At 63.7% G+C, this 22216-nt stretch carries 17 protein-coding genes; 9 read left to right on the top strand and 8 right to left on the bottom strand.

The annotated features are described in order from the left end of the window. Window positions 1-75: 75 nt before the first annotated feature. Entirely contained in the window at window positions 76-2199 is a 2124-nt protein-coding gene (locus tag IPV69_RS03465; RefSeq protein ID WP_206293519.1) for a hypothetical protein, read from the top strand. 73 nt (window positions 2200-2272) lie between these two features. On the opposite strand, the gene IPV69_RS03460 is transcribed toward IPV69_RS03465, so the two are convergent. The 5 genes from IPV69_RS03460 to IPV69_RS03440 all read right to left on the bottom strand — a co-directional run bounded on the left by IPV69_RS03460 (window position 2273) and on the right by IPV69_RS03440 (window position 9444). After that, window positions 2273-3313, bottom strand: coding sequence for an NAD-dependent epimerase/dehydratase family protein (locus tag IPV69_RS03460; RefSeq protein ID WP_206293518.1), 1041 nt, complete (start codon window positions 3311-3313; stop codon window positions 2273-2275). Between the two features lie 67 nt (window positions 3314-3380). Continuing rightward, a complete protein-coding gene (locus tag IPV69_RS03455) occupies window positions 3381-4796 on the bottom strand; it encodes a peptidyl-prolyl cis-trans isomerase (RefSeq protein ID WP_206293517.1) in 1416 nt (471 codons plus the stop codon). Between the two features lie 66 nt (window positions 4797-4862). Next, the gene (locus tag IPV69_RS03450; RefSeq protein WP_206293516.1) at window positions 4863-6710 is read right to left on the bottom strand and encodes an ABC transporter permease; all 1848 of its coding nucleotides are present in this window, start codon (window positions 6708-6710) and stop codon (window positions 4863-4865) included. Window positions 6711-6789: 79 nt separating this feature from the next. Beyond that, window positions 6790-8214, bottom strand: a complete 1425-nt coding sequence (locus tag IPV69_RS03445) for an ABC transporter substrate-binding protein (RefSeq protein ID WP_206293515.1) — start codon at window positions 8212-8214, stop codon at window positions 6790-6792. A gap of 159 nt (window positions 8215-8373) precedes the next feature. Next, a complete protein-coding gene (locus IPV69_RS03440; protein WP_206293514.1) occupies window positions 8374-9444 on the bottom strand; it encodes an ABC transporter ATP-binding protein in 1071 nt (356 codons plus the stop codon). Between the two features lie 126 nt (window positions 9445-9570). On the opposite strand from IPV69_RS03440, the gene apaG reads away from it, so the two are divergent. After that, a complete protein-coding gene (gene apaG / locus IPV69_RS03435) occupies window positions 9571-9972 on the top strand; it encodes a Co2+/Mg2+ efflux protein ApaG (protein WP_206293513.1) in 402 nt (133 codons plus the stop codon). A 54-nt stretch (window positions 9973-10026) separates the two neighbouring features. Here apaG and IPV69_RS03430 read toward each other — a convergent pair whose 3' ends face one another. Then, a complete protein-coding gene (locus tag IPV69_RS03430; RefSeq protein ID WP_206293512.1) occupies window positions 10027-11202 on the bottom strand; it encodes a Gfo/Idh/MocA family protein in 1176 nt (391 codons plus the stop codon). A gap of 146 nt (window positions 11203-11348) precedes the next feature. Between IPV69_RS03430 and IPV69_RS03425 the strand changes: the two genes are divergently transcribed. Both IPV69_RS03425 and serC read left to right on the top strand, forming a co-directional pair. Then, a complete protein-coding gene (locus IPV69_RS03425) occupies window positions 11349-12125 on the top strand; it encodes a DUF1444 family protein (protein WP_206293511.1) in 777 nt (258 codons plus the stop codon). Window positions 12126-12250: 125 nt separating this feature from the next. Then, complete coding sequence (gene serC, locus IPV69_RS03420; RefSeq protein ID WP_206293510.1) at window positions 12251-13330, top strand: 3-phosphoserine/phosphohydroxythreonine transaminase; 1080 nt, start codon at window positions 12251-12253, stop codon at window positions 13328-13330. Between the two features lie 131 nt (window positions 13331-13461). Here the strand turns inward: serC and IPV69_RS03415 are convergent, their stop codons facing one another. Then, complete coding sequence (locus IPV69_RS03415) at window positions 13462-14298, bottom strand: DUF2959 family protein (protein ID WP_206293509.1); 837 nt, start codon at window positions 14296-14298, stop codon at window positions 13462-13464. Window positions 14299-14547: 249 nt separating this feature from the next. On the opposite strand from IPV69_RS03415, the gene IPV69_RS03410 reads away from it, so the two are divergent. The 5 genes from IPV69_RS03410 (at window position 14548) to IPV69_RS03390 (ending at window position 20872) form a co-directional block, all read left to right on the top strand. Beyond that, window positions 14548-14865 carry a DUF485 domain-containing protein gene (locus tag IPV69_RS03410; RefSeq protein ID WP_206293508.1) on the top strand — a complete coding sequence of 106 codons (318 nt, stop codon included), beginning with the start codon at window positions 14548-14550 and terminating at the stop codon, window positions 14863-14865. Further along, the gene (locus tag IPV69_RS03405; RefSeq protein WP_206293507.1) at window positions 14862-16628 is read left to right on the top strand and encodes a sodium/solute symporter; all 1767 of its coding nucleotides are present in this window, start codon (window positions 14862-14864) and stop codon (window positions 16626-16628) included. The genes IPV69_RS03410 and IPV69_RS03405 overlap by 4 nt, the downstream gene beginning before the upstream one ends. A 385-nt stretch (window positions 16629-17013) precedes the next feature. Continuing rightward, on the top strand, window positions 17014-19464 hold the full coding sequence (locus IPV69_RS03400) for an amidohydrolase family protein (protein ID WP_206293506.1): 2451 nt from the start codon (window positions 17014-17016) through the stop codon (window positions 19462-19464). 30 nt (window positions 19465-19494) lie between these two features. Then, window positions 19495-19887, top strand: a complete 393-nt coding sequence (locus IPV69_RS03395; RefSeq protein WP_206293505.1) for a hypothetical protein — start codon at window positions 19495-19497, stop codon at window positions 19885-19887. 4 nt (window positions 19888-19891) lie between these two features. Beyond that, a complete protein-coding gene (locus IPV69_RS03390) occupies window positions 19892-20872 on the top strand; it encodes a HEAT repeat domain-containing protein (RefSeq protein ID WP_206293504.1) in 981 nt (326 codons plus the stop codon). A 63-nt stretch (window positions 20873-20935) separates the two neighbouring features. Here IPV69_RS03390 and IPV69_RS03385 read toward each other — a convergent pair whose 3' ends face one another. Beyond that, complete coding sequence (locus IPV69_RS03385; RefSeq protein WP_206293503.1) at window positions 20936-22216, bottom strand: hypothetical protein; 1281 nt, start codon at window positions 22214-22216, stop codon at window positions 20936-20938.

The raw sequence follows: 22216 nt of genomic DNA, 5'->3' as shown, positions 1-22216 counted from the left end.
CTTCCCAGCCCGGCTGAGACAGAGGGTCGCTCCCGGGCCGGCCGGACTCCTAACGACGAACGAAACTCAACCCGCATGTACAAGTTCATCCAGCGGAAGAAAAAGCTCCTGCTCGCGATCTTCGGCGTCATGCTGATGATCGTCTTCATCCTGCCTTTCGGGATGAAGCAGATGCATAACGACAACGATTCGCTGCTCTACGGGCGCATCGGTAACGAAAAACTCACCAGGGGGGAAGTCGGCGAGGCCCGCCGCGACATCGACGCCCTGATCGAGTTCGGCTTTGCCCCCCTGCGGCAACTCGGCGAAAGCATGGCTTCGTTCGGGCAGGGTGGCGGGCGCGTCGCCGCGGCGCTGCGGGACAAGCCGGTCACCTACGCCCTGCTTCAACGTGAGGCGCGGGCCGCCGGCGTAAAGCCCGACACCGACACCGTCAACGAGCTTTTCGAGGTCTATTTCAAGCAGCCCGGCCGAACCCTCAAGCCCGACGAGGCCGCCGCCTACCGCGCCGCCGTCGAACGCTTCGTCCTGGTCCGCGATTACTACCAGCGTGTGCTCGGCGACATCAAGATCACCCGGCCGCTCGTGCGTGACGGGATTGTCCAGCGCCAGCAGCCGACCCTGAACGTCGTCGAGTTCGCCGCGGCCGATTTCATCGCCGAAGCGCCGACGCCGTCCGAAGCCCAGATCATCTCGCATTACAACCAGTATGCCGCATCGACACCGGCCCCGTCATTCGCGATGGCCGCGACCCAGCCGGTGCAGTTCGGATATCGTCAGAAGGACAAGCTCAAGCTTCAGTACGTGGAGTTGGCGAACTCGGACGTGACGGCCGCGGCGATGAAGGCGCTCAAGCCGGTGGACCTGCTGCCGCTCGACAGCGTTGCGTTCGCCTACTACACCGCCAACCAGGGTCAGTTCCAGACCACGCCAGCCAGCCAGCCGTCGAGCCAGGCTTCGAGTCAGCCTGGCACGGCACCGGGCACCCTTCCGGCGACATCCGCTGCGACGGCACCGACCACACGTCCGTTCGCCGACGTGCGTGCGGAGATCCGCCAGAAGGTACTGATGAACGAGGTGTCGGCACCGAACGCCCCGGCCGAGGATGTCGCCGCCGCCCAGATGCTGCGTCAGAAGGTGGAGGCTCGCGCCGATGAGATTCGTAACGCGCTGCGTGACCGCCTCGTGAAAGATTACAAGGACGCCGTGGCAGCGAAGGAAATCGGCAAAGTCGAGAAGCTCGAGTACCTCGAGAAGGTCGCCGCCGACTTTGAAAAAGCCCAGGGCGTGCGACCCGTGGTTAAGTCGCTCGCGAGCGAGTTCCTGACGGCGACCGAGCTGTCGGCGCTGCCGGGGATCGGACAGGCGTCGGCGGACGGAACGGCGCTGGCGCAACTGGCGACGAAGCACGGGCAGGAAGTTCTGCCGGAAGGTCCTGTCGCCCCGAAAACTCAGCCGGCCGCCACCGGGCCTTCCACCAGCCCTGCAACCCTTCCGGGGACTGCTCCGGCGACGGCGCCCGCCACGGCACCGGCCGCAACACCCGGGATCACCGTCGAGTCCACCAAGCCGGCCAAGGCTGCCCTGGCGATGTACGAGCCGTCGCCGCTGCTCCGCGATACAACCGGTAATGCCTACGTCTTCCGCCTGACCGCATTTGAAGGGGATCACGTTCCGACGCTGGACGAAGCCCGTCCGCTGATCATCAAGGATCTGAAGCTCGTCAGTGCGTACGAGTTGGCGAAGAAAAAGGCGGTCGTCGTTCGCGACGCTGCCGGCTCTGCCGCCGCCAACAGCCCGATCGGCGGCCTTCCGGTCGTCAGTCCGCCAGTCAAGGAAGTCGGCCCCATCGTGCTGGACAACCGCCGGCCGGAGATCCCCGGATACGACCTCACCGATCCGACCGTTCAGCAGGCGTTGATCCCCGGCCTGTTCCGCCTGCTCAGCCAGGCCAAGGCCGATCTGCCGCACCCTTCGACAGTGGTTGACATGCCTTCGAAGCAGAAGGTGCTTGCGCTGGAACTGCGGTCCTACGAGCGGCCGTGGACCGCCGACGAAGACGCCCGTATGCAGATGCAGATGGTCGGCATGGCCCGAACCCAATTGATGCGTGAGCAGGCCGTTCAGGACGCCCTGCAATCCTGGTTCGACCCCGAAGCCGTCGCGACCCGAATGAACTTCAAGAAGGAAGAGAACTGAGATCGCAGTTAGAAAATCAGGAGTTAGAAGTCGAAGGCCTCAGCTTCCGACTCCTGACTCCTGACCTTCCCATTCAAAACCGTCCGTCGCGCGTCTCGAAATGCGTCGGCCTGTCCAGGTTGACGCCACCCTTCATCACCCACTCCGCCGTCCACTCCACCACCTGTTGAATCGGTACCCGCGGGTAGCCGAACAGGCGATGGCTGAGCTGGGCGTTGTTCAACAGGGCGGTGGCGGCTTCGGTGCCGACGATGGCTGGCTGCTTTCCCATCGCCCGGCCAAATGCCTCGGCAAGCGCCCGAACCGACAGAGTCTCAGGGCCGGTGATGTTGAGCACTCGCGGCGGGCTGGCGACGTGATCGAACGACTGGATCGCCTGCGCGTTGGCATCCCCCTGCCAGATCACGTTGAACACGCCCATCGAGACGTCGATCGGCTGCCCGCGCCACACCTTTGTCGCAAGGTCAACCAGCACGCCGTAACGCATCTCGACCGCATAGTTCAGCCGCAGGAGCGTGACCGGGATCTTCAGTGTCCGGCTGAAGTGCTCGAACATCCGCTCTCTCGCCAGCACGCTCATGCCGTACTCGCCGACCGGCGCGGTATCGACGCCCTCCGTGGGGCCGCCGCTGCAAACGGCGGACATCGCGTAGATGTTGCCGCTGGAGAACGCCACGATCCGGCTGCGGCTAAACCGCTGACAGACGATGCTGGGCAGGAAGCCGTTCATCGCCCATGTGAGCGACTGCTGCCCGGTGGTGCCGAACTTCATCCCGGTCATGTAGACGACGTTGGGGGTATCGGGGAGCCGGTCGAGGGCGGCCTGATCCAGCAGGTCACAGGCGATGGTTTCGATGCCCCAATCGTTGAGCTGCCGCTGCAGCCGTGACGTCCCGCCGGCGAAGCGCGATACGCCTATGATCCGGCGTTTTGCACCTGCGGCGTCGGACGCCCGGCGCATCATCCGTGACAGGCTCGGCCCCATCTTCCCGCCTACGCCCAGGACCAGGACATCCCCGTCCAACCGCCGGCAGGTGTCGATGACACCCTCGCTCGGTTCGGAAAGAAGGTCTTCGAGGTGATCGAGATCGCGGATGGCGGTCGGAAGCGGCAAGAGTTCCTCCTCGGAGCGCGGGTGTCCTTGCCCGCTTTGGCACAAGCCGCATGCCGGGGCGACGGCGTTATCCCGCCTTGGCCCAGTCCGGATACTTCTTCATCACGATATCGAGCAGGTCGTTGACCTTGCCTTCGTTGCGGCGGGTGACTGCGTCGCGTTCGAGTTTGCGGATGTGCGCCTCGCGGAGCGCCTGCAACTGGATGCCGCGAAGCCGCTGCGTGATTCGCTCCTGGACGGACGGTTCTTCGAACGCCTGGACCGTGCCTTCCTGGATTGCCTCGAGCTTGACCACGAACAGCAGCCGGTTCTCTTCAAGGATGACGTCGCTGACTTCACCCGGCTTCAGCTGCGCAGCGGTCTTCTCGACCTTTTCGTAGCGGTAGCTGTTGGCATCCACCCAGCCGCCGGAATCGGATTGTCCGATCGCCCCGCCGCGACCATCCTTGTTGATCTCGTCGGCGAGCTTGGCGAAATCCTCGGATTTGGCACGCTCGCGAACCTTCTGGGCCAGTGCAACGGCGTCGCCGTCGCTGCTGAATCCCGTCTTCGGATCGATCTTGATCACCCGGAACTTCAGCCGGGCCACCTGCGTGAACTCCTTGGCCTTGTTCTGTTCGTAGTAGGCCCGCTGATCGGCGGGTGGCACGAAGATCTTGGGGAAAATGCGCTTCTGATAGAAAATCTGCACGAGCTTCAGACGGAACTGCTGCTGGACAAGGTCCTCAAACTCCCATCCCTCGTCCCGGGCCTTGATCCGGGCCATCTCCAGGGACCCTCCGGCCGCGGTGATCTGTTGCTGCCGCCACTGCGCCGTCAACGCCTGCGCGAGTTGCTTGTCGGCCTCGGACAGAGACAGATCCGCCGATGCCACTTCCAGTTCGTCGCGCTTGTAAAGCTGGACCTGCTGTTCGAGCAGTTCCTTGGCGAGATTGCGGAAGTTGTCGACGTTGTTCTTCTTGGCTTCGGCGGCAAGCGGGCGCTCCAGTGCCGAGAGGATCTTGTCGCTATAGATCGGCTTTCCGTTGACTTCCATGACCACGAAGCCGACATCGACGGCGCGGGGCCCGCCGGCATCGGCGGTGGCCTTGTTGGTCGCCGGCTTTCCCGCCAGGTCAACGCGCGTCGTGGTCGGCGCGATCGGACCGGCGGCCGCATTGCCGTCGGCAGCGTAGGGGCTGCGGACACCCTGATCGACCGTCGGGTTGATGCTCTGTGGATTGACGATCGGATCGGCCGAAGGATCGGGGGTCTTGGGGAATCGGCTGACACCATCCACACGAACCGCGCCGCCGCTCTCGACCGGCGCTCCGGTCAGGCGACCCCCGTCCGGAGGCACGCTGGCGGCACGCGTCACGAACTGGTCCGCCGTGAGCTGCTTGGCCGAGCGCTCGTCACTGCTGCCGCACCCGGCGGCAACAACGCAAACACCCGCGGAAAGAACAGCCGCCCGGACCGAATCGGAGAGATGTAATCGAGCCATGGTTTTCACCTGGCGGGGATTATAGGGGCCGGCGGGGAAAGTGACAGGATGCGAGAGACTGCCGTCTCACACCCTGAAGATTGCCCCCATCCGTTTCCCCAGCAGCGTGTTGGCCGACAGGATCGTCAGCATCAGCAGGACCATCGCCCAGACGCCCAGAGCGCTGGCGATATACCGGCCGTCGCCGATTCGGAAGAACAGCTCATAAATCGCCTTGGTGATAGGCCAGTAGTCGGCCTTTTGCGCCAGGATGAGCGAGTCGCTGACCTCCAGCATCGCGAACGCGAACGCGAGGAGTCCGCCGGCGAGCAGATTCGCGGCGATCAGCGGGATGGTGATCCGCCGCATCGTCAGCCAGCTGCCGGCGCCCAGGTTGCGCGCCGCCAGTTCCAGGTCGGCGGGTGTTTGTTGCAGACCGGCGACGGCGCTGCGGACGACGTAGGGCAGCCGGCGCATGGCGTACGCGATGATGAGGAAGAACGTCGGGTTCTCCTGCACATTCAGGATGACTTCCAGCTTCATCTTCAGCCAGTCGCCGTTGCCCTGGCCAAACCACTGGTGGAACTGCGGACCGATATCGCTCAGCCACCCCTTGGCTGCCAGGCTCATCGCGAGATAGCCGAACGCCATTACCAAACCCGGCACCGCCAGCGGCAGCATCGCAATGCTGTCCACGGTAGTCCGAAGCCAGCCCGGCAGCGGCGAGCGGACGATGAGCCAGGCGATCATCAATCCCAGGGCGATGTCCACGATGGTGCTGCAAAGTGCGAACAGGACGCTGTTGCGGACGGACGGGATTGTGTTGTCGCCGGAGAGCGCGGCACGATAGTGATCGCCCGTAAAGCTCGTCGGCACGATCGACTGGTACCAAGATTCCGGGCGAACATCGCTCACGCTCATCAGCACGACACCGATGTGCGGCAGCAACGCCAGGAACGTGACGATCACGAACGGAAGCAGCGCCGCCAGCCCCTTGAAGAAGCCCAGCTTCTTCGGCGTCATCTGCACGCTCGCCTTGGTGACTGCGCTGGTGAGATTCCGGCCCAGGACCAGCTTGCCGACGACATACAAGCCCACGCTCATAAACAGCGTGACGACCACCAGCGCGTAAGGCGTCGGGTTCCCCGACACCTGCGTCAACCGCTGGAAGATCTGCACCGGCGTGCACCGGAAGTATTCGAACATCAGCGGTGTGCCGAGCTCGGTAAAGCTCCAGATCAGAACGATCGTTCCGCCGGCGAACAAGCCGGGGCGCATCAGCGGAAGAGTGATCTTGCGGAAGATCGTCCATCGGCTGGCACCCAGGTTGGCGGCGGCCTGTTCCATGGCCGGATCGAGATTGGCCAGCGCCGCCGAGACGTTGAGGAACAGGATCGGGTACAGGCTGAGGGCTTCAACGAGGATCACACCCCAGATGCGGGCGTTGCCGACCCAGTCGATCGGCATGTTTTTGTCGGTCAAGCCAGAGTCGCGCACCACACCGGCAAAGAGTTCAAATTGCCCAAGCCAGATCGCCGCCTCGTGGACGACGGCCGTCAGGCTGCCGTAATGGCCGAGAATCTGCCGCATGCCAATTGCGCCGACGAACGGCGGAAGGATCAGCGGCACCAGCAACAGGCCGCTCATCAGCCCCTTGCCCCAGAAGTTGTAGCGCACCGAAAGCATCGCCAGCGGAACGCTGATCAGGATGCAGAGCAAGGTCGTGCCGACGGCGATCTTGGCTGAGTTAAAAAGACCCTCGCGCAGCGATTCGTCCTGAAAAATCGCCGCGATGTATCCAAACGTGAAGCCTTCCTGCTGGTCGCTCATGCCGAAGAACGCGACGGAGATCACCTGGATGATCGGCAGGATGAGAAACACGCCGAAGATCACGGCGATGAGAAGGAGGAAGATAAGTTGTTGCAGTCGACGCATTCTGGTGGCACGGGCGCCTCGCCCGTGATGGATTCGTCCTTCGGAACACGAAAAACACGGGCGAAACGCCCGTGTCACATCACTTCACCTGTTCCCGCAATGCCTTGTACTCGGCCTTGAACTCCTGCTCCCAGCCGCGAATCAACTCCAGTCGCTGCAGCGGTTTGGCGGCGTTAAGCGTCTTCTGCCGTGCCAGCGCCTCTTTCTGATCGAAGGGAAACGTCCCCAGCTTCTTGTCCAGCTCTACCGCTGCGGGCGACGCGAGGATGAGCTTTCGCGTCTCGCGCAGTTCCGCCAGCACGTCGATGCAGCTCACCTGGATCTGATCGCCGAGTGTCTTGAACGTACCCGTGCGTTCCCGCCGGGTGTTGAAAGTACCGGCGATCAGAAACGGGTTGACCTTGTCGGTGAAGTAGGTTTGGTCGGCATAGACCGACGGAACGATTGGTAAACGCCGAAGGGTCGTCTGCTTCGGACCGCCCGGCGCGCCGACCCGGTAATTCCACAGGCGCTGTCCTTCGGTACTGAGGATGAACTCGATAAACCGGATCGCCAGTTCCTTGTTCTGCGTACCCTTGACCACGGCGATCGGGTCCGGGTTGACGATGGTGGCCTCGGCCGGCTCGACATACCCGACGCGAGATTCTCCGGACATCTCCACCTGCGTACGGCCATAAAAATCGATCGCCATGCCGGCGGCGGCGTCTCCGGAGCCTACGACCGAAGGAACCGACGAACTGGCGTCGGTAAAGACACGGGCATTGGCCGCGATCTGGCGTATCAGCCCCATGCCGCGGGCCCAGCCCCGGTCTTCAGCCCCCTTGTCATCAGCGCCAGCGGCTTCCTTCGCGATCGCCATCTGCTTTTCCACGATCGCCATGAACGCGGTACGGGCGGAGCTACTGCGGGTGGGGTCGGCGAGAATGATGTAGTTGCGGTACCGGGGGTCGGTGAGGTCTTCCCAGGTCTTGGGCTCGGGCAGGCCGAGATACCGGAGAACGTCCTTGTTGTAGACGATGCCGAAACTGCCGAGTGTGGTGCCGAACCAGTTGCCGTCCTTGTCGTAGAGCGCCACGCCGCCAATGTCCGGCTTCGGATAGGCCGTCGACATCACCTCCGGCGACAGCTTGACCGGCAGCAGGTGCTTCTTGAGATCGACGCTGAACAGCGTCTCCCCGCCGCCCCAGGCGACGTCCACGCCGTAGGTGCCAGTCTTCTGGAAGTAGCCCGAGTCGCTGGTGGCATTGAAGTACTTGACGATATCGCTGGCGCCGCCACCGAAATTGCGGTAGTCGACAACCACCGTCTTACCGAACCGGGCACGATGCCACTCGGAGAACGCGTCGCCGAACTCGCGTCGGATCGGTTCGCCGTGCGGCGTGATGACGACCAGGCGAAGTTCCCCGCTCGAAGGCCGCTCCGTGGCGTCGCCAATGATCGCCCGCACGACGAATGGCGTCGCCAGGACGAGGACAAAGAGGATGGGGAAGATATAGCGACGCATGCTGTATTCTGTAGGGTGGGCTTCAGCCCACCGCATCGCTCCGATGAACCGGCTGTGTTCGATTACCGGTCAGGACCCGAGGTCGAATGTTCTGTTGCAACTAGCCCGCGAATCGACACAACCGGTTGACGAACGGGCTCTGGTGGGGTGAACCCCACCCTACTCTTTCAGTACGACCACATCCTCCGGATCAAACTGCACTGTCAGTTCTTCGGGCACATTGAACAACGGCGGCGCGGCGATCACCTTCAGCCTCTGCCCGTTGACCGCCAGCACGTGCTCGCTCGCTTCGCCGAGGAACGTTGTTTCAAGCACTTTGCCCGTGAAGCGATTCGGCCCGGCCTCGCCGGCGGCGGCCGTCCGCCGGGCGACCTGCATCTGCTCGGGGCGGATACTGACAATGACATTGGCGTCGCGCAGAAAGCCGTTGTTCACCGCCGAGCCGAAGACGCGCCCGGCAGGTGTTTCGATTTCGTACCGACCGGCGTCGGTGCCGACGACCTTTCCCGTCAGCAGGTTCGTCGAGCCGACAAAGTCGGCGACGAAGCTGTTCATCGGCTTATGGTAAAGATCACCCGGCGTGCCGATCTGTGCGATCTTCCCGTCCTTCATCACCGCAATCCGGTCGGCGACGCTCAGCGCCTCTTTCATGTCGTGCGTGACGTAGATCGTCGTGTACCCCGCCGTCTTGCAGATGCGGCGGATCTCCGACCGCATCTCGTGGCGCAGCTTGGCGTCGAGGTTTGACAGCGGCTCGTCCAGCAGCAGGCAATCGGGGTTCACCGCCAGCGCCCGGGCCAGGGCGACCCGCTGCTGCTGCCCGCCGGAGAGCTGGTTCGGCTTGCGGTCGGCGTAAGGCTCCATCTGCACGAGCTTGAGCACGTCGGCGATCCGCTTGTCCTGCTCCGGCTTGGGTTGCTTCCGTACGGCCAGCCCGAATCGGACGTTCTCGCGGACGCTCATGTGCGGCCAAAGCGCGTAGCTCTGAAAGCACATCACGGCGTTGCGTTTGTCGGTGCCCAGCGCCGTGACGTCACGGTCATTGAACAGGATCTTCCCCTTCGAGGGGTCATGAAGCCCGGCGATCAGGCGTAGCAGCGTGCTCTTGCCGCAGCCGCTGGGGCCCAGCAAAAAGAACAGCTCGCCGGAGTTAATCGTGAAGTCGATGTCGGCCAGGGCAGTCGTTTGGCCGAAACGCTTGGAGATGTGTTCTAGGCGGACCGACGTCATGTCGGGGGCGGATTGTAGCGAACTGTCCGGAAGTTGCGCAGCGCGGTTAAAGATGTTAGCGCAACGGCTCGCCGTGCCCGTCGCCGCTTGTCCGCAGGCCCGTCCGTATCCTACCATGTCGGTCACATGGCAACCCCGGAGTTATCTAATACCGAGACCAACGGCATTCGCGTCGGCGCGACCGCCTACTTCCTGCCCGAAGAATCCGATCCGGACGATCGGAAGTTTCTCTTCGGCTACACGATCGTGATTAAGAACGAGGGCACCGAGCCCGCGCAGCTGGTTTCGCGTTACTGGCTGATCATCGACGGCAACGGCCGGCAGGAAGAGGTGCGGGGCCCTGGCGTGATCGGGCAGACCCCTCGGCTGGAGCCGGGGCAGGCATTCAAGTACCAGAGCTACTGCCCGCTGAAGACCGCATGGGGCACGATGGAAGGCGAATACGAAATGCGCCGCGACGACGGCAGCACCTTCCAGGCCAAGATCGCGCGGTTCTATCTCGCTGCGGCCCAGCCGGCGATGAAGTGATCGGCTCGCACAGGAACCAGCCGACTGCCTGACGTCCGTCTATCTGACGTGCGTCTATCTGACGTCCACTGATTTGCCCGTCTCGGCACTTTTGTAGATCGCGTCCACCATCGCCATCAGCAGTGCGCCGGCATCGGGACCGACCAGCGGCTGTGCTTTGCCCTGGATGCATTCACGGAAGTGCCGCATCATCGCGTGATAGTGGGTCACCTTCGGCGTCTTGAGCGGTGTTTCCCGGCTGTCCCCACGCTGGCTGAATTTGCGGTGCAGGACCGGACCCTGGCGGGTGTAGACGTCAACCGCCCCTTCAGTTCCGTGAACGCGGCAGATCGTTCCGTTCTGGGTCGGCGGCTGGTTGATCGCCCAGCTCGACGACAGCTCGAGCGTTTTCCCGCCTTCGAACTTCATCAACGCGAAAAACGTGTCTTCGACGCCGGAAGGTCCTGCGGCGGCACCTGAGGGGGTGGTTGCGTCGGCGTCGGAACCGTCGCCGGTGCCCTCGGACGAAACCGCCGCCGAGTCATCAGCGGGATGGTCGTCGGCGGCGGTGTTGACGGAGACCGCCGCCGCCGGGAGCCGGCCGGCGGGGTGAAAGTGATCGCTCATGGTCGCAAAGACACTGACCGGTCGAGGCCGGCCGAGCAGGTCGTGGGCCAGATCCAGCATCTGAACGCCCAGGTCCAGCACGACGCCGCCCCCACTCTTGGACGGGTCGAAGTACCAGCCAACGCCGCCTTCACCGGAACCGACGGGAATGCCACGGGTGCGCATCCACGCGGCGCGAGCGTGATAGGCGTCGCCGATATAGCCCTTGTCGACGGCTTGCTTGGCGGCCTGTTCGGCACCGCCGAAGCGGCGCTGGGCGGCAAAGAGCACCGTCCGCCCGTACTTCGCCGCGGCCGTCAGAAGCTTGCGCGCTTCCGACGCCGACAGCGTCGGCGGGGTCTCGCAGATGACATGCTTCTTGGCCCTCAGCGCCGCCACCGCCACCGGAAGATGCAGGTGGTTCGGCAGGCAGATGCTGACGGCGTCGATGCCGGCATCGGACATGACGTCCAGCGCGTCGGCAACTTCCTTCTTAACGCCGAACGCCTCCATGATCGTCTTGCGACGCTGGGGAATGAGGTCCGCGACAGCGGCGATTTCAAATCCGCCGGCCGCTTTGAACCCCTCCGCATGCCGCACGCCCGGTCGACCCGCACCCAGAATTGCCACTCGTATCGCTGCCATTACGCTCCGCGGTTGGAAACAAGGGTGCGTGTTGTAGCGGTGAGGCGTGGGATTGCCAATTGCCTGCACCGAGCCGCTGGCGGGCAATTCGCAATTCCGATCGACCCGTTGGCAAACGGCAATCTTCCTGCGATACAATCGCTCAAATGTCTTCTCCGAGTCGCGAACAGTTCGTCGAGCAACTTTTCAAGGTCGTCACCAAGCGGTTTCCGCTGGTGAAACTGGCCGAAGGTGATGAACCGTTCACGGTCCGCGTCAATGGGAATCTCGTCGGGCTCGAGAATCTGTACCGGATGTCGATTCTCAAGCCGGAAGACGTCACCCACAGCATCGAACGCTGGGTGGTCGAACTGCTCCGCGCCGCCGAAGGCTCGCCCGACCGCGAACTGGCGTTCGACGAACTGAAGGAACGCATCCTTCCGATGATTTTGCCGGAGAACTCGGCCGCGCATGACGGCGTCATCTCCGAATCGCTGGTCGAAGGGCTGCGCATCGGTTACGCGATCGATAACGACCGAACCATCGCATACATCCCGCAGTCGCACTTTGCCAACTGGGGTATCAGCGTCGATGACCTGCACGATACGGCGATCGAGAATCTCATCCGCCGCAGCGAGCAAATGTCAGCCCACGCCGCCCAGGACGAAGACGGCAAGATCAGCCTGATCATCTTCCAGACGATGGACGGCTACGACGCCAGCCGGGTGCTGCTGCCGACCCTGCACGAAAAGCTGCGCGAGCACCTTGGCAGCCCGTTCTGCGCCGGCATCCCCAATCGCGATATCCTGCTGTGCTTCCGCAACGACGACGAAACGGTGGCCCGGCTTCGGGCCCAGATCAAGGAAGACTTCAAGAAGATGCCGCACCAGGTAACCGACGAGCTGCTGCTCGTGACGGCCGACGGGATTGCGGTGCGGGAGTAGCTGGAGAACCTGCGTTTTAGCGCTCGGCGGCGCGTCGCGGCTAACCGCTGGCATCCGAAATCAACTCCCCCTACTATCCTCCCCTCGCTTTTCCAGTGTAGCTAAGCCAATTTGAGGTCAGAACTATGTCCAACCGCATCTTCAATTTCAGCGCCGGCCCGGCGATGCTCCCGACCGAAGTTCTCGAAAAATCCGCCGTCGCGCTGGTCGATTACCAGGGCAAGGGCTTTGGCATTGCCGAGGTGAGTCATCGCGGCAAGGAGTTCGAGGCCGTCAACGACGAGGCGATGACCCTCTGCAAGAAGCTGCTCGGCCTGGGCGACACGCACGATGTGCTCTTCCTGCAGGGCGGTGCGACGATGCTCTTCACGACCATCGCGATGAACTTCCTGCACGGTAGCGCCGACTACCTCGTCAGCGGCGAATGGAGCAAGAAGGCCGCCGGCGCGGCGAAGGACCTGGGCAAGGCGAATGTCGTCGGCACGACCGAGGCGAGCAACTTCGATCACAGCACCCCCACCGCCGAGTGGAAGCTCAACGAGGGTGCTGATTACTTCCATGTCTGCTCGAACGAGACCGTCCACGGCCATCGCCTGCCGGCCTGGCCGAAGCACCCGAACCTGATTGTTGACGCCAGCAGCGAGTTCATGAGCCGCCCGCATCCGGTTGGCGACTGTGCGCTGGTTTACGGCGGCGCTCAGAAGAACCTCGGCCCTGCCGGCGTGGTGCTCACGATTGTTCGCAAGGACATGTACGCCAAGCAGAAGAAGGTGCCCAGCAAGCTCTGGAGCTTCAAGGACCAGGCCGAAGGCAGGAGCATGGTCAATACGCCCCCGACCTTCGGCATCTACATCCTGCTGGAAGTGTTCCGCTGGCTCGATGCCAAGGGCGGCTTGGCGGCGATGGAGAAAATCAACGAGACCAAGGCCAAGGCGATCTACGACGCGATCGACGCCAGCAACGGCTTCTACAAAGGCACGGTCAGCGTCAAGGAACAGCGTTCGCGGATGAACGTCACCTACACCCTGCCCAGCGAAGAACTGACCGAAGAATTCATCAAGACCGCTTCCAAGGCGGGCATGGTCGGCCTGAAGGGTTACCGCACCGTCGGCGGCATTCGCGCCAGCATCTATAACGCGATGCCGGTGGAGGGCGCACAGGCACTGGCGACGTTCATGAAGGACTTTGCGTCCAAGAAGTCGTAACCACTGAGAAATCCCGCGATGTTCAGAACGAAAGCCGCCCGGTCGCATTGCGATCGGGCGGCTTTCGTTTCACTCGACGGATGTCGGCGATTGTTGACGGTCTGGACGGTGGAACACCGGCGGCGCCCTGCTTACGGCTTGTTCAAACCCTTATCGGCATCTACGCCGACAGGCGCGGGTTGCGGCGCCGCAGGTGCAGCGGCAGAGCGGCCGTTGGTCGGCTGGGCATTCTGCGGGCCGTTGGGCCCGTTAGGGCTCATGTGGCCGAGCACCAGATCGAGCGTGGTGACGGTGGCGTCGATGCGGCCCTTGTGCTCGCCGCCGGCGGTCACGGTCTGCTGTCCGGCCGATGCCGCCGCCTGCACGCCGGCTCCGGTCAGATCGTTCGCCAGGAACCGCCGAACGTCGTCCGCCTTACTCTCGAACTTTTCGTACGCGTCCTGCACCGTTCGCAGGCTGTCGGTGACGGCAGCGTAGTCCTTGCGAACCTCATTGCGACGGCGTTCGGCCTGAGTCCGCAGCGCCTGGTCTTCCACGCCATACACTTCGACCTCCCACCCGGTGATGTAGCCCCTCGCCTTGTCCCGCATGGCGTCGGCGGACGACGCGCTGTTCTGTCGAGCCGCCTTCAGATCCGCCAGTGATTGCACGTACTGCTGAAACGCCGGGATCAGGTCCCCCTGGCTGTTGGTGACGGCGGTCAATGCGACCAGCGTTTTATCGACCTGCAGCCGCTCGGCCGTCAGCGCAGTTCGCAGGTCGCGGACCGACGAAACAGCCTCAAGCGTCCTGTCAACGCCCGGTATAGTGCCATTGGTGGACCGCCTGCTGATCGCCGACGCCGGCTGCGCATCACCCATCGTTGCCGAGTTAGCGCTGCCTTGGTTGGACGAGCACCCGGCGACGACGCCGAGAAGGCCGGCTGTCAAACCGAGTGATCCGATTCTGAACATCTTGGTGGTATACATGGGGTCTCCTCATTCTCTGAATTTCGCACAAGGTCCACTGAGCGGACCACCGGACTGTAGGATGGGAGGTTCGGCAAACTTGAGATGAATTCGCACTCGTGCGAAGCGAGCCTGCAGTTCATCTGGCCCGTGGTGCGAAGGTCGGTGCTCTACTTATGCAAGACGTCGATCGCCGCGCATAACTTTGCGTCCAGCCACGTTTTCCGGTTCAATGCCGGCCCAACTCTACTTCGCAGGAGGCAACCGGCCGTGTCTGACCCTAACCATTCCAAGGCTCACACCGATGCCTGGGCGCACAACGCCAGAATCGGACTGATCCTCTTCGTGATCTACCTGATCCTTTACGGCGTTTTCATCGTGCTGAGCGCGTTCATGCGCGACACGATGAAGACCCCGTCCATCGCCGGCGTGAACCTGGCGATCGTGTACGGCTTCGGGCTGATCGTTGGCGCATTCGTGCTGGCCGTGATCTACATGGTCATCTGCAAGAGCGAGCCCGACACCCGGCCGGAACTGACCGAGATCGAAGTGGCGAACAAGGCCGCCGAAGAGGAGGGCGCAGCGTGAAGTACGATTTTTCCTGGACTGCTTTTTCCGTGTTCGCGTTCTTCGTCGGCATCGTGCTGGGCCTGAGCTTTTACCTGGGCCGCAAGGCCAAGAGCGCCAAGGGTTACTACGCCGCGCACGGCCAGATCAACTGGTTCGTCAACGGTATCGCGTTCGCCGGCGATTACCTGTCGGCGGCTTCGTTCCTCGGCATCTGCGGGATGATCGCGTTTTTCGGCTACGACGGCTTTCTCTACTCGATCGGCTATCTCGCCGGCTGGGTAGTGGCGCTGTTCGTGATCGCCGAGCCACTCAAGCGTATGGGCAAGTTCACCTTCGCCGATGCACTGGACGCCAAGTTCAACAGCCCGGGCATCAAGCTGGCAGCGGCCATCAGCACCCTGCTGGTGAGCCTTTTCTACCTGATCCCGCAGATGGTCGGCGCCGGCGTGCTCATCCAGCCGCTGCTCGGCTTCAGCCATGAGACCGGAGTGATCACGGTGGGTATCGTCGTCATCCTGATCGTGGCAACGGCGGGCATGGTTTCGACCACGTGGGTGCAGTTCATCAAGGGCTCGCTGCTGGTGATCTTCTGCCTCGGCCTGACGGTCTCGATTCTCAACCGCGGGCTAAAGGTGTCGCCGACGCCGACCCAGCCGCAGGTCGTCACCAAGAAGGACGGCAAGACGTTCGTCGACGGCAAGCCGCAGGGTCATGGCGAAGGGCAGGCGGATCTGAAGTTTGTCGGCACCGTCGCCGCGTTGCCCGACGGCAAGACCGAAACCGGCCCGCTCGGACCGCTGGAGTACATCGCCACGATTCAAAAGAGCCAGATCGTCACGTGGACGTCGGCCAAGACCACCGCGCCCGACGGCGCGGAAGTCACCACCTACAAGCCGGTGGTCCGCAGTGGCGAAGACCTGCTCCAGCCCGGCGGTACGCCCACCTTCAAAGGTATTCGCAGCGAGAAGCTGTCGGACAAGCTCGACTTCATCTCGCTGATGCTCGCACTGTTCTGCGGCACTGCGTCGCTGCCACATATCCTGATTCGCTACTACACCGTGAAAGACGGCAACGCCGCCCGCAAGAGCACCGTCGTCGGTATCGCGAGCATCGGGTTTTTCTACGTGCTGACGCTGTTCCTCGGCCTGGGTGCCATGACCAGCAACGGCATGGACCCGACCAACAACAACATGGCCGCCCCGCTGCTGGCCAAGACGTTCGGCGAGCTGCAGTTTGCGATCATCTCGGCGATCGCGTTCACGACCGTGCTCGGTACCGTCAGCGGCCTGATCATGGCCGCCAGCGGCGCGGTCGCACATGACTTGATGACCAACTTCCTGGGTATCAAGCTCGACGACCACGGCAAGGTGAAGGCCGGCAAGATCGCGGCGGTCGTCGTCGGCGCGATCGCCATGGTGCTGGGCATCGTGTTCCAGAAGCTCAACGTGTCGTTCTTGGTCGGCTGGGCGTTCAACATCGCCGCCAGTGCAAACCTGCCGGCACTGGTCATGCTGCTGTTCTGGAAGCGGACGACCAAGCAGGGAATCACCTGGGCGATTATCATCGGTCTGGTGTCGTCGCTCGCTTGGGTGCTGATGTCCGGGCAGGCGTACAAGGACGTCTATGGATGGGACCCGGCCACGGCGATCGTGCCGTTCAGCCAGCCGGGCTTGGTCACCATTCCGCTGGGCTTCCTCGTGCTGGTGGTCGTCTCGCTGCTTTCGCCGCCGCCGGAGGCAGACGTGCGCTACGCGAAGAAGGACGGTTTGGCGACGGCTTAGCTTGAAGAAGACGGAATCACCACGGAGGACACTGAGAGCAAGGAGAAATCACGGTGAACTCGCTTCTCCGTCTTCATGTCCTTGAACTCAGTGTCCTTCTCCGAAACCGCAAGTGATGAACGCCAAGACGCCGAGTCGCCAAGGACGCCATTCAAGGCAATTCTTGGCGTCTTGGCGTCTTGGCGTCTTGGCGTCTTGGCGTTCAATCTCGGTGCCGTACGACGACGGACACAGGCATCGATCGCATGCCTCTGCCACAATCAGTATCCAGCTCGCTTCGTGCGCGTCCCGGACCTGAATTGACGATTTCCAAACATTTCACGACACTATTTGCCGTCGCGGGAGTTGCGACGCGGGAACGGTCGATCGCCACGGACGGTGCAAGATGACGAAACAATCGCCGAAGCGGCTTTTCGGGTGGGCGAAGCAATCCCGGGAGGAACGCGCCACCGCTGCAGTGTCTGACGCCGGCGACCTAGCGACGCTCCGCGAACCGCTGTGGGACCCGGTGGTGGTGATCCCCGACCCCTGGCGTCGCAATAGCGAGCCCAGCGCCGAAGACATCGCAGCCTGGGCACCCCGATTCGTCTGGCCGCAAACCACGATCGCCGACCGCCTGTTCTCCGGCGGACGCCCGACCGCCGACCGGCCGTACGGGCACCCGAACGATGGCATCGGCACGACCGTTCCCCCCGCGACGCTGACATCAGAACTGGCGACCCTGCTGTCGGCCGCTTCGACGATGGCCCACGATTCGACCGACGACGTCCGCCTGACGCGCCAGTTGCTTGCCACGGCCCGGGCGATGAACCTCGTCGCCGCGAGCGAGATCGCTAACGCCGAGGCTGCCTCGAACCTTGTTGCAGCGACCGCCGCCCCGACAGAGATGCCGGCCGACGTCGCAGCGGAACCGGCAGAAGTTGCCGTGGAACCGGCGGAAGCCCCGTCTCCGGAACAGGTCGCCGTCGAGGTGCCCGTTGACGTGCCAGTCACCGCCCCGGCCGCTATCGTCTCGGTGGTGGAGGAAGAAATCACGGCCGTTGCCGACGTAGACTCCATTACTCTGGCGGGTTCGGCCTTGGCGACCGCGACGGCGGAGATCAGTGCGATCACTGACCTGCTGTCGTCTGTGATGCCCGCCGGCGGTATCGATTCGACCGGGCTGGACAGCGTTGACACCGATGCGTTCGACGCGGCGTTCGAGGCCGCTTCGGCGTACGTGCCGTCCGATGACGCCCTGCCGGCGATGGCCGCCCGCCTGGAGTGGACCGCCGAGCGGTCAGGTTTTGACACCGTCCGCCCGCCGGTGCGTGCCGCTGCGGACCCGGCTTTGACGTCTCCCGAGGCTCACTTGGATCGCTCCAGCGAATCAGCTCAAACCTCCACCGACACCGCGACCGAAGTGTCCGCGGCGTCGGACGCCGCCTCATCCGTCCCCGAGGCATCGACGACGATCGCAGAGACCGTCAATCTTCCGCCGGTCGATGAGGTGGCCCGCGAAGCAGTTGCGGTCGACGCCGGCACACCCGAAACCATTCCCGCCGAGCCCGTTGCCCTCGTCGTCGACGCGACGCCCGATGAACCTCCCGCGATCGAGGAGGCCTCTGCAATTGAAGCGGACGGGCACATCGCCGACAGCCGCATTGACGAGGTTGTTGTCACGCACGACGGGACTGTCCCATCGGCCGACGATAGCGTGGCCGAGTCTGCGCCCACGTTAGTCCCCGATCGAGTCGACGAGCCCGTGCCGGAGCCCGCCGTTGAAGAGGCGAACGAATCGACGTCGGCCCAAACCCCGGCGCCCGCCGTCGTGGTTGAAGTGAAGCAGGCCGTCAAGACGACGGCATCGACCGTCATGGCCCCGGCGGTTCGCGACGAATACAACCGGACCAATATCGATTTCCGCCGGCCCTGGCCCCGGCCCAAGGTCCGGGGGTTGGTGATCGACTTCCACTGCCACCTGCTGGCCCGGCGGCACGCCGAGGATTGGTTCGAGGCGGCCGACCACTACGGCATGGACGTGTTCGTTACCATGTCGCCGTTGGAAGAAGCCGTCGCACTGGTGCGCGACTGGGGTCGGCGGCTCCGCTTTATCGCCGTGCCGCAATGGGGCGATGCGTCGGACCGCTGGGTGGACAACTGGCTGAACCGCATCGAGGCGTTCTACAACCTCGGCAGTCGGATCGCCAAGTTCCACGCCGCCCCCGGCACGATGGCGATGCGCGGCCACCGCCTTGATTCGCCCGTCTACAAGCCACTCTTTGCCGACGTCAAAGCCCGCGGCATGGCGATCATGACGCACATCGGCGACCCCGACACCTGGTACAACGGCCGCTACGACCCGGCCAAGTTCGGTACCCGCGACGAACACTACGCCATGTGGGAAAGCCTGCTCGAAGAGCACCGCGGCCACACCTGGATCGGCGCCCACCTGGGCGGAAATCCCGAAGACCTTCCGCGGCTCCAGCGCCTGCTCGACAAGTTCCCCGACCTCTGGCTCGACTGCTCGGCAACCCGCTGGATGGTTCGCGAGATCTCCGCGCGCCGCGAACCGGCCCGTGAGTTCTTTATCCGCAACGCCGATCGCATTCTCTTCGGCTCCGACCAGGTCAGCGGCGACGACCGCCAGTTCGACTTCCTCGCCAGCCGCATCTGGTGCCACCGCAAGCTGTGGGAGACGGCGTACATCGGCCCGAGCCCGATCATCGACCCTGACGTGCCGGCCGATCAGCAGCCAACCGTCCGCGGGCTGGCGCTGCCGGACGCGGTGTTGCAGAAGATCTACCACGACAACGCCACCCGATTGCTCGGGAAACTGGGGATGGGGTTCGAGTGAACCGCAAGCGTTCCCCGCAAGCGAGTGCCCTTGACTGACGCCGACTACGAACCCTTCTTCGCCTCGGACCTCGCCGCCGAGGTCCGACGGGAATACGCCGGCCGGATCGACCACGGCGTTCCGGTCTCCGACGCCACGCGCGACGTCCTGGCCATCTTCCGCGACCTGCTCGCCGACCCGCAGGAAGGGCCGGTCATTTTCCTGGCCCTGGCCGCGCTGCAACTGCGCGACGGGCGGGTGATGGCATTCATTCGCGACGCCGCACTCGATCTGATCGGCACGGGAGAAGCGAAGCGAACCTATGCGTCGTCCGATGCGACGATGAATCGCCAGCGACGGGAACTGCTGAAGTCGTTGGAACAGGGGCTGGAATCGACGGATGTCATCGACGAAGCCGATCGGACTGACGACGCGGCGATGTGAACCCATGGCCAAACGCGCCAGCAACCCCGACGCCATCCTCGATCGCCTGTCGGCGCTTCGGCAGGTGCCGTCTTCGCCAGAGTTCCTGGCGGAACTTAAGAAGTCGATCGGGCACTCTTCCGTCGTGGTCGTGGCCCGCGGTGCCGAGCTGGCGTCCCGGTATGAGAAAAAGGAACTCGCGGGCGACCTCGCCGGCGCTTACTGGCGGTTCGCGGAGATGAATCCGGGGCATGACGACAAAAACTACGTCGCCCGCACCGGCGTCGTGCGGAGCCTGGTCGATCTCTATGCCGGCGGCGAGGCGGCCGACGTCTACCTGTCGGCGGTGAAGCAGGGCGCCGGCCGGCCGTCGGGCGTGATGCTCGCCGACCCTGCCGCAGAGCTGCGGGCGACCGCCGCGTTCGGACTGGCGACGATGGCGCATCCGGAGGCGCTGACGATCTGCACCGATCTTTTGACGGATCTGGCTTCGCTCGTTCGCGTCGCGGCCGCCCGGGCCTTGTCGGCCAGCGGCCGCGAAGGCGCGGTGCTGGTGATGCGATTGAAACTTCGCGTCGGCGATTCCGAGCCGGAGGTGCTCGCCGAGTGTGCGACGGGACTGATGCAACTCGCGCCCGCCGAGTCGCTGGATGTCGTCGCCGGGTTAATGTCGCATCGCGAAGAAGCGGCAAGAGCGGGCGCGGCGCTGGCCCTGGGCGCCAGTCGCCTGCCGGCGGCGTTGGATCGGTTGCGCCAGGCTTACGATCGCGAAAAAGAGCCGGAGGTTCTCAAGACGATCCTGATCGCCGCCGCCAGCTCACGACTGCCGGCGGCGGTGGAGTGGCTGGTATCGCTCGTCGAGAAAGACCGCCGAACGGCCGAGATGGCGATCGACGCCCTGTCGCCGTTCAGGCTGGATGAATCGGTCAAATCCCGCGTTACGGCATTCGTGCAACAGAGCGGCAATCCATCGCTGCTTGAAGCGGTGCAGCGGGTCTTCTCGTAGGGTCCGCCTTGGCGGACGCGGGACCCATCCGAACGCGCTCGCGTCCGCCAAGGCGGACCCTACTTAGTCCACGCTTTTCGTTGTCGGCTTGGTCAGGGGGAACTTATCCTTCTCGGCCAAGGAGCGCAACTCGCCGAGCGTTTTGTCCAGCCGCAGCTTCAGATAGTCGCGCAGCTCCGGTGGGATTTGTGATTCCCGCACCAGCAGCGTCATGCCGTTTTCCAGCGTGACCATCGCCACGACCGGGTCGGCCATCGCGACGGCGGCGTTGGGGCCGCCGGGGTGGCTGATCTTCACGCCGGCGTCCGTGACGGCGAACTCGATGCCGGCGAAGCCGCGCAGCTCCTGCAACGCCTGCTCGACCGACACGTTGTCCCAGAAAATTCGGATGTTCCGCGAGTCCGCCGGGATCTTCTGCAGTGCACCGGCGTCAATTTCGAACGGCACGTCGGCACGGCGGCGCAGGTCTTCCAGAACCTGTGCAATGGGAATGCTGTTGTATCGCGTCGTCAGCGTCTTGGAGAGCTGATCGCGAATCTGCACGTCCTTCGGAACGACGACGATCGTCTTGCTCCATGGGTACCAGGTGCCGCGGGTCTGCTTGGCGATCTGTTCCAGTGCGTCCATCATCGTCGCGCCACGGGGCAGCGTGAGGATCTTGCCGCGCGTCTCGACGTCCAACCGATCTTCGATCGCCAGCGGGGCCTGCATCGCGTCGAGCTTCAGGTCGATCGCGGTCAGCACCGACCGCACCGAACCGGCATCCGTCACCGGCGGCATGGGCGTGGAGGCCAGGATGTCGAGCGATTGCAGTTCCTGAACCGTCGACCGCCGGCCGAGCCGGCGCAGGCCGGGCATCGGTTCGAGCATGACCGCTTCGTCGGCGAGCCTCAGCCGAAGGCCGAGCTTCTGCGTGATCGCCGAGAGCGACTGCCGCAGCGTCTGGTTTTGAATCTTGGCGGTGACCTTGGTTTGCTGGCCCCAGGGGAGCAGTTCCCACACAAGCGGGTCGGCGCGAATCGGCACGCTCGTGCGGTCTTCAATCCCCTTCATCACGTCGGGAAGGAAGCCGTCCAGGTCCAGATTGACCTGCCGGTCGAGGGCGTCGTTGATCAGGGCAGAAGTCTCGCTGGCGCGGGTGGGGTTCGTGGCGAACGTTGCGAGGAGAACGAAGAGAACGCGAAGCCGCGAAGACGCGAAGGAAACGCGAAGGCCAAAAACAGGATTGAATGAACTTCGCGGCTTTCTTCGCGGGTTCGCGCCTTCGCGTTCTCTTGGTTCTTGTTGCGGCGTGACTGAAGTCGAGGAAGACCGGACGCGTGACTGCAAAGCGTGGCGCAACAT

This window comes from Humisphaera borealis, from assembly GCF_015169395.1.
Taxonomy (GTDB): Bacteria; Planctomycetota; Phycisphaerae; order Tepidisphaerales; family Tepidisphaeraceae; genus Humisphaera; species Humisphaera borealis.
This window is presented reverse-complemented; position numbering and strand designations above follow the sequence as displayed.

Bases quoted from the DNA above. Each gene is read 5' to 3' on its own strand.
- IPV69_RS03430 (WP_206293512.1), bottom strand. From the start codon at position 11,202: ATGGCAGCGATACGAGTGGCAATTCTGGGTGCGGGTCGACCGGGCGTG.
- IPV69_RS03455 (WP_206293517.1), bottom strand. From the start codon at position 4,796: ATGGCTCGATTACATCTCTCCGATTCGGTCCGGGCGGCTGTTCTTTCC.
- serC (WP_206293510.1), top strand. From the start codon at position 12,251: ATGTCCAACCGCATCTTCAATTTCAGCGCCGGCCCGGCGATGCTCCCG.
- IPV69_RS03445 (WP_206293515.1), bottom strand. From the start codon at position 8,214: ATGCGTCGCTATATCTTCCCCATCCTCTTTGTCCTCGTCCTGGCGACG.
- IPV69_RS03400 (WP_206293506.1), top strand. From the start codon at position 17,014: ATGACGAAACAATCGCCGAAGCGGCTTTTCGGGTGGGCGAAGCAATCC.
- IPV69_RS03415 (WP_206293509.1), bottom strand. From the start codon at position 14,298: ATGTATACCACCAAGATGTTCAGAATCGGATCACTCGGTTTGACAGCC.
- IPV69_RS03390 (WP_206293504.1), top strand. From the start codon at position 19,892: ATGGCCAAACGCGCCAGCAACCCCGACGCCATCCTCGATCGCCTGTCG.
- IPV69_RS03450 (WP_206293516.1), bottom strand. From the start codon at position 6,710: ATGCGTCGACTGCAACAACTTATCTTCCTCCTTCTCATCGCCGTGATC.
- IPV69_RS03385 (WP_206293503.1), bottom strand. From the start codon at position 22,216: ATGTTGCGCCACGCTTTGCAGTCACGCGTCCGGTCTTCCTCGACTTCA.
- IPV69_RS03465 (WP_206293519.1), top strand. From the start codon at position 76: ATGTACAAGTTCATCCAGCGGAAGAAAAAGCTCCTGCTCGCGATCTTC.
- IPV69_RS03425 (WP_206293511.1), top strand. From the start codon at position 11,349: ATGTCTTCTCCGAGTCGCGAACAGTTCGTCGAGCAACTTTTCAAGGTC.
- apaG (WP_206293513.1), top strand. From the start codon at position 9,571: ATGGCAACCCCGGAGTTATCTAATACCGAGACCAACGGCATTCGCGTC.
- IPV69_RS03440 (WP_206293514.1), bottom strand. From the start codon at position 9,444: ATGACGTCGGTCCGCCTAGAACACATCTCCAAGCGTTTCGGCCAAACG.